The organism is Streptomyces sp. WELS2, from assembly GCF_013870595.1.
Taxonomy (GTDB): domain Bacteria; phylum Actinomycetota; class Actinomycetes; order Streptomycetales; family Streptomycetaceae; genus Streptomyces.
Genome location: NZ_JACBWZ010000157.1, coordinates 1 through 10,524, shown reverse-complemented (window position 1 = coordinate 10,524; position 10,524 = coordinate 1). Strand labels below are relative to the sequence as shown.

At 71.8% G+C, this 10,524-nt stretch carries 10 protein-coding genes, 1 pseudogene and 1 riboswitch; of the genes and pseudogenes, 2 read left to right on the top strand and 9 right to left on the bottom strand.

Going from position 1 to position 10,524, the window contains the following annotated elements:
• Positions 1-54: 54 nt before the first annotated feature.
• Together H5J33_RS12625 and H5J33_RS12620 are read left to right on the top strand one after the other, a co-directional pair.
• Positions 55-313, top strand: a pseudogene (locus tag H5J33_RS12625) (hypothetical protein); the annotation flags it as partial.
• Positions 314-744: 431 nt separating this feature from the next.
• Entirely contained in the window at positions 745-2,613 is a 1,869-nt protein-coding gene (locus H5J33_RS12620; RefSeq protein ID WP_181794997.1) for an AAA family ATPase, read from the top strand.
• Between the two features lie 58 nt (positions 2,614-2,671).
• Here the strand turns inward: H5J33_RS12620 and H5J33_RS12615 are convergent, their stop codons facing one another.
• From H5J33_RS12615 to H5J33_RS12575, 9 genes are all read right to left on the bottom strand, one after another.
• A complete protein-coding gene (locus H5J33_RS12615; RefSeq protein ID WP_181794996.1) occupies positions 2,672-3,745 on the bottom strand; it encodes a hemolysin family protein in 1,074 nt (357 codons plus the stop codon).
• Positions 3,742-5,076 carry a hemolysin family protein gene (locus H5J33_RS12610; protein WP_181794995.1) on the bottom strand — a complete coding sequence of 445 codons (1,335 nt, stop codon included), beginning with the start codon at positions 5,074-5,076 and terminating at the stop codon, positions 3,742-3,744. The genes H5J33_RS12615 and H5J33_RS12610 overlap by 4 nt, the downstream gene beginning before the upstream one ends.
• 164 nt (positions 5,077-5,240) lie before the next feature.
• Positions 5,241-5,702: a PH domain-containing protein gene (locus tag H5J33_RS12605; protein WP_181794994.1), complete on the bottom strand. Its 462-nt coding sequence runs from the start codon at positions 5,700-5,702 to the stop codon at positions 5,241-5,243.
• Between the two features lie 14 nt (positions 5,703-5,716).
• Positions 5,717-6,565, bottom strand: coding sequence for an ATP phosphoribosyltransferase (gene hisG / locus H5J33_RS12600; RefSeq protein WP_181794993.1), 849 nt, complete (start codon positions 6,563-6,565; stop codon positions 5,717-5,719).
• A gap of 53 nt (positions 6,566-6,618) precedes the next feature.
• Positions 6,619-6,891, bottom strand: a complete 273-nt coding sequence (locus H5J33_RS12595) for a phosphoribosyl-ATP diphosphatase (protein WP_181794992.1) — start codon at positions 6,889-6,891, stop codon at positions 6,619-6,621.
• A 34-nt stretch (positions 6,892-6,925) separates the two neighbouring features.
• Positions 6,926-7,411, bottom strand: coding sequence for a 6,7-dimethyl-8-ribityllumazine synthase (gene ribH, locus H5J33_RS12590; RefSeq protein WP_181794991.1), 486 nt, complete (start codon positions 7,409-7,411; stop codon positions 6,926-6,928).
• Between the two features lie 23 nt (positions 7,412-7,434).
• Positions 7,435-8,724, bottom strand: a complete 1,290-nt coding sequence (locus tag H5J33_RS12585; protein ID WP_181794990.1) for a bifunctional 3,4-dihydroxy-2-butanone-4-phosphate synthase/GTP cyclohydrolase II — start codon at positions 8,722-8,724, stop codon at positions 7,435-7,437.
• On the bottom strand, positions 8,721-9,362 hold the full coding sequence (locus tag H5J33_RS12580; protein ID WP_181794989.1) for a nicotinamide mononucleotide transporter family protein: 642 nt from the start codon (positions 9,360-9,362) through the stop codon (positions 8,721-8,723). The genes H5J33_RS12585 and H5J33_RS12580 overlap by 4 nt, the downstream gene beginning before the upstream one ends.
• Entirely contained in the window at positions 9,359-9,964 is a 606-nt protein-coding gene (locus H5J33_RS12575) for a riboflavin synthase (RefSeq protein WP_181794988.1), read from the bottom strand. Before H5J33_RS12575 ends, H5J33_RS12580 begins: the two co-directional genes overlap by 4 nt.
• Before the next feature lie 164 nt (positions 9,965-10,128).
• Positions 10,129-10,259: riboswitch (FMN riboswitch) on the bottom strand.
• Positions 10,260-10,524 lie beyond the last annotated feature (265 nt).

Below are 10,524 nucleotides of genomic sequence, written 5' to 3'. Positions count from 1 at the left end.
GCGGCGCCTCATGACACCCCCTCCATGTCGCTGCGCATCTTGTCGTAGCCGGAGAGGCTGCTGTGGATGGAGCTGCCCCGGGAGGAGTCCTGGGCGCGCGGCCGGCGGCGGGACGGGGCGGAGCAGCGGGAGTTCTGGGACGGATGGGTCACGGCGGAGCACGCGCACTTCGTCACCGATCCCTCACGCCCCCACGCCGATCTCCTGGTGCTCCAGCGACCCGAGGGGTACGAGATGCTCCCGGGACCGGCCACCAGCCCCCGGATCCGCCCCTGATGTGACGCTGGGTGACGACCTCTCCGCAGTGTGGTGAACCTGTGAAGACTCTTGCGGCAGAAGTTCTCCCAGTCCCTCAACTTCGCTTGACCGAGGGCCCGTACAGGACTTACGTTCTGAATGTGCGGCTTTCGCCGGCCGCCCACCGACACGAAGCCCCCGGTTGTTCCCCCGTGACCGGGGGCTTCGTTCTGCCCGCCGGACCCGGTTTCCGCGCGCCGGCGCACCGGCCCTCTCACCCTCGGTCACGAAATCCCGTGCGCCCCGTCTGCTCCCACCTCGCCCAACGCCCTGTGCGGCACCCTTCGGCAGGTACCCGCACCGCGGGTACGATGCCCTCGGTGCGACCTTCGAGCGGCAGCCTCGCGCACCTGCAACTCCGGTCCGCGGTACGGAGGTTCGACCGCGGTGGCCATCGGGCGACTGCCCGGTGGTGAACCACGGGTGCATGGTCTGTGGGGGGACGTGATGGACTTCGGCACGCAGGGCCCCGAGGCGCCGGCCGACCTCGCCTGGCTGCGGGGCGTGGACGCCTACACGATGGGCGCCTACCCGCAGGCGGAGGAGGAGTTCCGCACCGCGGTGCGGCTGGACGCGGGCATGGCGGACGCCTGGCTCGGACTGCACGCGCTCCGGGTCGACACCACCACCGCGCTGCTGCGCATGTTCCGGCACCGCGACCGCTTCGGCGAACAGCGCGCCCGGCACCGCCGTACCCTCAACTCCTGGTACTGGCTGGGCTGGTGGGTGCAGCCCGTGCTGGAGAACCCGCGCGATCTGCTGCTGGCGCACGCCTCCCACTGGCTGGACGGCCGGCACGTGCCCGAGCTGGACCGCGCCCTCGCCGGACTGCCCCCGGTCGACACCGACGCCCAGGTCCGCTTCCTGCACGCCTGCCGCGCCTATCTGGTCAAGGACTGGGACCAGCTGATCCGGCACACCGACCCACTGCTGGACGATCCCCTGCTCGGCATCGAGGCCGGCCTCTTCGGCGGCATGGCCCGGGTCCGGCTGGAGATGTACGGCCAGGCCGAACCCCTGCTGTCGGCGGCGCTGATGCGGTGCCGCAGCGAGCAGCCGCAGCGCAAGGAGCTGCGCTACTGGCTGGCGCGGGCGCACGAGGGCACCGGGCGGTCGGCCGCCGCGCTCCCCCTGTACCGGGCGGTGCACCGGGTCGACCCGGCCTTCATGGACACCTCGGCCCGGCTCGCGGCGATCGCCGAGGGCGACGGGTACGACGAGACGGGCGACCTCGCCGCGATCACCCTGACCGGCGCGGGCCAGGACACGGTGGACGGCCCCGACGGGTTCGATCCGCTGTTCGGCACCGAGGGCCGCGATCTGCGGCTGCCGGAGCCCGATCTGCCCGCCGGGCCGCTGCCGTCGGTGGCCGACCCCTCGGTGCGGACCAGGACCGGCCCCGGGGGTTTCGCCCCGCCGGTCCCGGCCGGGCCGACCGACCCCGCGTTACTCGAGCAGGCGCTCGCCGAACTCGAGCGCATGGTGGGCCTGGAGCCGGTCAAGCGCCAGGTCAAGGCGTTGTCCGCGCAGCTGAACATGGCGCGGCTGCGGGCCGGACAGGGTCTGCCGGTCCAGCCGCCCAAGCGGCACTTCGTCTTCTCCGGCCCGTCCGGCACCGGCAAGACCACGGTCGCGCGCATCCTGGGCCGGGTGTTCTACGCCCTGGGCCTGCTCGGCGGCGACCATCTCGTGGAGGCCCAGCGGGCCGACCTGGTCGGCGAGTACCTGGGGCAGACGGCCGTGAAGGCCAACGAGCTGATCGACTCCGCGATCGGCGGGGTGCTGTTCGTGGACGAGGCGTACTCGCTGTCCAACTCCGGGTACGGCAAGGGGGACGCGTACGGCGACGAGGCGCTCCAGGTGCTGCTGAAGCGGGCCGAGGACAACCGCGACCACCTGGTGGTGATCCTGGCCGGCTATCCGGAGGGCATGGACCGCCTGCTGGCCGCCAACCCAGGGCTGTCCTCCCGCTTCACCACCCGGGTGGACTTCCCCTCGTACCGGCCCCAGGAGCTCACCGAGATCGGCAAGGTGCTCGCGGCGGAGAACGGCGACCAGTGGGACGAGGAGGCGCTGGAGGAGCTGCGCTCGATCGCCGGGCACGTGGTCGGCCAGGGGTGGATCGACGAGCTGGGCAACGGGCGGTTCCTGCGGACGCTGTACGAGAAGAGCTGCGCGTACCGGGACCTGCGGCTGTCGACGTACGCGGGCACCTTGTCCCGGGAGGATCTGGCGACCCTGCGGCTGCCCGACCTGATGCAGGCCTACGGCGAGGTGCTGTCGGGGCGGGGGCCGCAGGATCCGTCCGCGTACTAGGCGGAAGGATCCGCGGGGAACCGTGCGGCCGGCCGCACGGTTCCCGTCACGACCCGCGCTATCCGGCGAGTGCCTCCTCCGGCTCCCCGCTCGCCCGGGGCTCCGGCATCTCCCGGTGCGCCGGGTCCCGGACCTCGCCCACCAGCATTTCCAGTACGTCCTCCAGGGCCACCAGGCCCAGCACCTTGCCGGTCGCGTCGGCGACCTGGGCCAGGTGCGTGGCCGCCCGGCGCATCACGGTGAGGGCGTCGTCCAGCGGCAGCTCGGCGCGGAGCGTGGCCATGGGCCGCCAGACCTGCTGGGGGACGGCCCGGTCGGAGTCCTCCAGGTCGAGGACGTCCTTCACGTGCACGTACCCCATGAAGGGGCCCTTGCCGGCCGCGGCGACCGGGAAGCGGGAGTAGCCCGTGCGGGCGGTCAGCTCCACGATGTCCCCCGGGGTGACCGACGGGTCCACGATCACCAGGGACTCGCGGCGCAGCAGGACGTCCGTCACCGGGCGGGAGCCCAGTTCCAGGGCGTCCTCCAGCCGCTCGCGCTCCTCGGGGCCGAGCAGCCCGGCCTCGCCGGAGTCCTCCAGCAGGCGGTTGAGCTGCTCGGTGGTGACGACCGCGGCCACCTCGTCCTTCGGCTCGACCCGGAACAGCCGCAGGATGCCCTGGGCGCAGGCGCCGAGGGCCACGGTGACCGGCCTGCACAGGCGGGCGAACCAGACCAGGCCGGGGCTGAGCCAGAGCGCCGCCTTCTCGGGCGCCGCCATGGCCAGGTTCTTCGGCACCATCTCGCCGACGACCAGGTGGAAGAAGACCACCGCGGCCAGCGCGATGACATAGCCGAGGGGGTGGATCATGCCCTGCGGCAGACGGATCCACTCGAACAGCGGCTCCAGCAGGTGCGCCACCGTCGGTTCGGCGACCGCGCCGAGGGTCAGGGAGCAGACGGTGATGCCGAACTGGGCGGCGGCCATCATCTGCGGCAGCCGTTCCAGGCCGTGGAGCACCTGGCGGGCGCGGGCGGTGCCGAGCGGTTCGATCTGGCTGCGGCGGACGGAGACGAGCGCGAACTCGGCGCCGACGAAGAATCCGTTGGCGAGCACGAGCAGCGCCGCGAAGAGCAGTTGCAGGGCGCTCATCGGGCGGCCTCCGGCACGCTCGCCGCCGAGGCCGTCCTGACCAGGCGGACCCGTTCGGCGCGGTAGTGGCCGACCTGGCGGACCGAGAGCCGCCAGCCGGGCAGTTCGGCCCGGTCGCCGGGGGCCGGGATCCGGCCGAGCAGATCGGCGACCAGTCCGGCCACGGTCTCGTACGGTCCCTCGGGCACGTCCAGTCCTATGCGCGTAAGGATGTCGACACGGCAGCCGCCGTCCACGTCCCAGGCGGGCCTGCCGTCCTCGGGCGGGGCGGGGGCCAGCTCGGGCATGTCCTTGGCGTCGTGCTCGTCGCGGACCTCGCCGACCAGTTCCTCGACGATGTCCTCCAGGGTGACCACGCCGGCCGTGCCGCCGTACTCGTCCACGACGACCGCGATGGGCTGCTCGCTGCGCAGCCGGGCGAGCAGGGGCTGCACCGGCAGGGTCTCGGGGACCAGGAGCGCCTTGCGGGCGATGCGGCCCACCGGGGTGCGCAGCCGGTCGTGGGCCGGGACGGCCAGCGCGTCCTTCAGATGGGCCATGCCCACGATCTCGTCGATCTTCTCCCGGTAGACGGGGAAGCGGGACAGTCCGGTGGCCCGGGTGAGGTTGACGACGTCCTCGGCGGTGGCCGAGTCCTGCAACGCGCTCACCTTCACCCGCGGGGTCATCACGTGCTGTGCGGTCAGCTCGCCCAGGGACAGGGTGCGCACGAACAGGTCGGCGGTGTCCTGCTCCAGGGCGCCGGCCAGGGCGGAGTGCCGGGCCAGGGAGACGAGTTCGCCGGGGGTGCGGGCAGAGGCCAGTTCCTCGGCGGGCTCCACGCCGAGGGCGCGGACCAGCCGGTTCGCGACCGTGTTCAGCGCGGAGATCACCGGGCGGAACAGAAGGGCGAAGCGGTGCTGCGGGCCGGCCACGAAGCGGGCCACCTGGAGCGGCCGGGACACCGCCCAGTTCTTGGGCACGAGTTCGCCGATCACCATCTGGATCGCGGAGGCCAGCAGCATGCCGACGACCACCGCGATGCCGGCCGCGGCCCCCTCGGGGACGCCGAGCGCCGTGAACGGGCCGCGCAGCAGCGCGGCCAGCGCGGGCTCGGCGAGCATGCCGACGACCAGGGAGGTGATGGTGATGCCGAGCTGGGTGCCGGAGAGCTGGAAGGACAGTTCCTTCAGCGACTCCACGACCGTGCGGGCGCGTGGGTCGCCGTCGGCGGCGGCCTTCTCGGCGTCCGGGCGTTCGACCGTCACGAGGCCGAACTCGGCCGCCACGAAGAATCCGTTGGCGAGGATCAGCAGGAAGGCCGCGGCGAGCAACAGCAGGGGGATGGTCACGCTGCCACCGCCTTGCCGCTATGTCGGGCAGGGGTGGCGCGGGTACTACAGGACGATCCGTCCATCGCCGGAGTCGGTCACTCCTCGGGTAGCAGGAACCCCTGTGCACCGGGTGGCACGCAGGGGCGGAGGCGCAGCGGGACGGCCTCCGCCCACCAGATTAATCAAGATCTGGGCTCGTGCGGCAGGGCGGGCGAGCCGGAGTGGGCCTCGGCGAGTTCCCGGAGGGTCCGGGCGTCGGCGATGGCCTGCCGCTTGGCGACGCCGGGCTGGATGCCGAGCGCGGGCAGGCTGGTGCCGTCGCTGAGGTCGAGGAACACCCAGGGGTCACCCGGCCGGAGGTTCACCCGGAGGATCTCCGCCCAGGCCAGGCGCCGCTTGCTCGCGATGTTGACGACGGTGACGCCGGACTCCTCGGCGACCACCCTCACCCGGGCCAGCCGGGCCGGCACCCACAGGCAGAGCGCGCCGGTGACGATGAAGCTGAGCCGGGATCCCGGGCCGAGGTCCTCCAGCAGCAGTGCGATGCCGGAGATCACCACGAAGATCAGGACTCCGGCGGTGAGCAGGATCGCCCGGGTACGGCCGGGCCGGAAGGTGACGGGCAGGTCGGGCAGGTCGGACATCTCGGGCGTACCCCTCAGAGGCGGCAGGCGTGGATGGCCGTGGTCAGGATGGCGCGGGCGCCGATGCCGTAGAGGTCGTCCATGATCCGCTGCGCCTCCTTGGCGGGGACCATGGCGCGCACGGCGACCCAGCCCTCGTTGTGCAGCGGGGAGACGGTCGGCGACTCCAGGCCGGGGGTGAGCGCCACGGCCTTCTCCAGCTGCTCCACCCGGCAGTCGTAGTCCATCATCACGTACGTCCGGGCGACCAGGACGCCCTGGAGGCGGCGCAGGAACTGCTGGACCTTGGGCTCCTCGGTGTCGGCGCCGGTGCGGCGCACGACGATGGCCTCGGACTTCATGATCGGCTCGCCGAAGACCTCCAGGCCCGCGTTGCGCAGGCTGGTGCCGGTCTCCACGACGTCGGCGATGACCTCGGCGACGCCGAGTTCGATGGCGGTCTCGACGGCGCCGTCCAGGTGGACCACGGAGGCGTCGACGCCGTGGTCCGCGAGGTGCCCCGCGACGATGCCCTCGTAGGAGGTGGCGACCGTGCGGCCCTTGAGGTCCTCGATGCCGTTCGCGGTGCCGGGCTTGGCGGCGAAGCGGAAGGTGGAGCGGCCGAAGCCGAGCGGCAGGATCTCCTCGGCGTCGGCGCCGGAGTCGATCAGCAGGTCCCGGCCGGTGATGCCGATGTCCAGACGGCCGGACGAGACGTAGATCGCGATGTCGCGGGGGCGCAGGTAGAAGAACTCGACCTCGTTGTCCAGGTCGACGGTGCGCAGTTCCTTGGACTCGCGGCGCTGCTGGTAGCCGGCCTCATGCAGCATCTCCGCCGCAGGGCCGGACAGTGAACCCTTGTTGGGGACGGCGATGCGCAGCATGAGGTCGGCTTCCTTCGTTCGTTCTCTACGGGATGGGGTGTGCGGGCTACGGCTCACAGGTGGGCGTAGACGTCGTCCAGCGAGATGCCGCGGGCGACCATCATCACCTGGACGTGGTACAGCAGCTGCGAGATCTCCTCGGCCGCCGCCTCCTTGCCCTCGTACTCGGCGGCCATCCAGACCTCGGCGGCCTCTTCGACGACCTTCTTGCCGATGGCATGGACGCCCTTTTCGACCAGTTCCGCGGTGCGGGAGGTGGCGGGATCGCCGTGGGCGGCCTTGTGCTGGAGCTCGGTGAACAGCCCCTCGAACGTCTTCTTGGACATGGTGAGCCCCACCCTAGCCGTTGTGGCGGCCGGTCTAGTGCCAGGGTTCGGATACTGAGCGGAGGGTGGCCGCCGTCGCCACGGCCGCCGTGACCGCCTCGTGGCCCTTGTCCTCGGCGGAGCCCTCCAGGCCGGCCCGGTCCAGGGCCTGTTCCTCGGTGTCGCAGGTGAGCACGCCGAAGCCGACGGGGACACCGGTGTCGACCGAGACCTGGGTGAGGCCCTGCGTGACGCCCTGGCACACGTAGTCGAAGTGCGGGGTGCCGCCCCGGATGACGACGCCGAGGGCGACGATCGCGTCGTAGCCGCGGCCCGCGAGGACCTTGGCGGCGACCGGCAGCTCGAAGCTGCCGGGGACCCGGATCAGGGTCGGCTCGTCGATGCCGAGGTCGTGCAGGGCGCGCAGGGCGCCGTCCACCAGGCCGTTCATCACCTTCTCGTGCCACTGCGCCGCGATGACGGCGACCCTGAGGTCGCTCACCTTGCGTACGGACACGTCCGGTGCGCCCTTGCCGCTCACGTCTTACCTCCGTGCTCTTTCGTTTACTGGTTCCCGCAGGCCGACACGGCGGGCGTGTCGAGCCACGGCAGGTCGTGCCCCATCCGGTCCCGCTTGGTGCGCAGATAGCGCAGGTTGTGCTCACCGGCCTGGACGGGCATCGGCTCGCGGCCGGTGACCTCGATGCCGTGGCGCCTGAGGGCGTCGGTCTTGTCGGGGTTGTTGGTCATCAGCCGGACCCCGCGCACACCGAGGTCGGCGAGGATCCGCGCGCCGGCGCCGTAGTCGCGGGCGTCGGCGGGCAGGCCGAGCTCCAGGTTGGCGTCCAGGGTGTCGTGGCCCTGCTCCTGGAGTTCGTAGGCGCGCAGCTTGGACAGCAGTCCGATGCCGCGCCCCTCGTGTCCGCGCAGGTAGACGACGACTCCGCGGCCCTCCTCCTGGATGCGGCCGAGCGCGGTGTCCAGCTGGGGGCCGCAGTCGCAGCGCAGGGAGCCGAAGACGTCGCCGGTCAGGCACTCGGAGTGCACGCGGACCAGGACGTCCCGGCCGTCGCCGAGGTCGCCGTGGACGAGGGCGACGTGCTCGACGCCGTCGACGGTGGACCGGTAGCCGTAGGCGGTGAAGACGCCGTGCCGGGTGGGCAGGCGGGTGGCGGCCTCGCGGCGCACGGTGGGCTCGCTGCCGCGGCGGTAGGCGATCAGGTCCTCGATGGAGATGATCGTCAGGCCGTGCTTGCGGGCGAACGGGATCAGCTCGGGCAGGCGGAGCATCCGGCCGTCCTCGCCGGCGATCTCCACGATGGCGCCGGCCGGGCGCAGGCCCGCGAGCCGGGCGAGGTCGACGGCGGCCTCGGTGTGGCCGTTGCGGGCGAGGACGCCGCCGGCCCTGGCGCGCAGCGGGAAGACGTGGCCGGGGCGGACGAAGTCGGTGTGCCCGGCCGTGCCGCTCGCGAGCAGCCGGAGGGTGGTGGCGCGGTCGGCGGCCGAGATGCCGGTGCTCACCCCGTGAACGGCGGTGGCGTCCACGGAGACGGTGAACGCGGTCTCCATCGACTCGGTGTTGTCCTCGACCATCTGCGGCAGCCGCAGGCGGTCCAGTTCCTCGCCCTCCATGGGAGCGCAGATCAGTCCCCGGCACTCGCTCATCATGAAGGCGACGATCTCGGGGGTGATCTTCTCGGCGGCCACGACGAGGTCGCCCTCGTTCTCCCGGTTCTCGTCGTCGACGACGATGATCGGGCGCCCGGCGGCGATGTCGGCGATGGCCTGCTCGACCGGGTCGAGCGCGAAGTTGTCGGTGTCGTGGGTGTCGTAGAGGACGGGTGCCGAGGTCATGCCGGCGCTCCTTCCAGTGTGGGCCGCGCGGCCTTGCGCGAGCGCAGCCACCAGTCGCGCATGCCCCACAGGACGAGTGCGCCGTAGATGACGTAGACGAATCCGGAGAAGGCGTAGCCGTTGGCGAAGTTCAGGGGGACGCCGACCAGGTCGACGAGCAGCCAGGCGAACCAGAACTCGACCATGCCCTTGGCCTGGGCGTACATCGCGGCGATGGTGCCGACGAAGATGTAGGCGTCGGGCCAGGGGTCCCAGGACAGGGACGGGTAGGCCTGGAAGAGCAGGGCGACGGCGACCGTGCCGGCACCGGCGGCGGCGACCATGGCCGCGCGCTCGCGCCAGGTGGCGAACCGGGGGGTGATCTGGCCGTCGCCGGACCGGTTGCGGGTGCGCTGCCACTGCCACCAGCCGTACAGCGCGACGGCCATGACGACGACCTGCTTGCCGGCGCTGCCGGTCAGATGGCCGTAGAAGGCGGCGAACAGGACGAGGCCGGACAGGAACTGCACGGGCCAGGTCCACAGGGAGCGGCGCCAGCCGAGGGCGAGGGTGATCAGGCCCAGGATGTTGCCGGTCATGTCCGACCAGATGATGCGCTGGCCGAAGAGGGTGAACGCCTCGGAGTTCAGCCAGTTCACCGGCCGGCCTCCTGTCCGGCCGCGAGCAGCCGCTCCACGTACTTGGCGATGACGTCCACTTCGAGGTTGACCGGGTCGCCGGGCTGCTTCACGCCGAGCGTGGTCAGGGCGAGGGTGGTCGGGATGAGGCTGACCGTGAAGTGGTCCCATGCCGCCTCCACGACGGTCAGGCTGATGCCGTCGACCGTGATGGAGCCCTTCTCCACGACGTAGCGGGAGAGCTCCGCGGGGAGGGAGATCTTCACGATCTCCCAGTGCTCGGAGGGCGTGCGGGCCAGGATCTCGCCGGTGCCGTCGACGTGTCCCTGCACGATGTGGCCGCCGAGGCGGGCGCCGACGGCGGTGGGGCGCTCCAGGTTGACGCGGGAGCCGACGGCGAGCGCGCCCAGGCTGGAGCGCTTCAGGGTCTCGGCCATGACGTCGGCGGTGAACTCGTCGCCCTCGTGCTCGACGACGGTGAGACAGACCCCGTTCACGGCGATGGAGTCGCCGTGCCGGGCGCCTTCGGTGACGACGGGGCCGCGCAGCCTGAAGCGGGAGGCGTCGCCGAGGTTTTCGACGGCGGTGACCTCGCCCAGCTCTTCGACGATTCCGGTGAACACTTCCCGGGTCCTCCTGCCTCTTGGGGCACGGACTCCGGGGCTGTCGATGACGACAGATTCCACGGGTGAGCACACACACCGAAAGGCGTCGCCGAACGGACGCGTCCACGTGGGGACGAGCCTCGGAACGGCGGCGCGCACACGGATACACGCGTGCCCGCCCGCCGCGCACTGCCTCCCATCCGGACTTTAACCGTCGGTCCAGGAATTTCACCTGGTCAACCGGCCGCTGGAAGCGACCGGGTCGCGGACTGTAACCGCCGGTTCGGACTTTCACCGACCCCGGAGTGCGCTGCTTCTGGTACAGGCCCAGTCTGCCACGCCCGCCACTCGTCCATACGGGTGGGTCGTGTGGCCTCCCTCACACTGCGTACCGGCGCTTTCGCGCCACGCGACCGTCACGGGGAACCGTGGCGGCCCACGGGGTCGAGCCTGGTCCGGACCATTGACCCTACTGGTCTAGTCCTCTTAAGGTGCGGACGGGCTCGGCGGCGGTGACGACGGCCCTTGCCCGCCGCCGGGCCGCCAAGGCGGGGCCGGCCAGGCGGGGCCGGCTACCG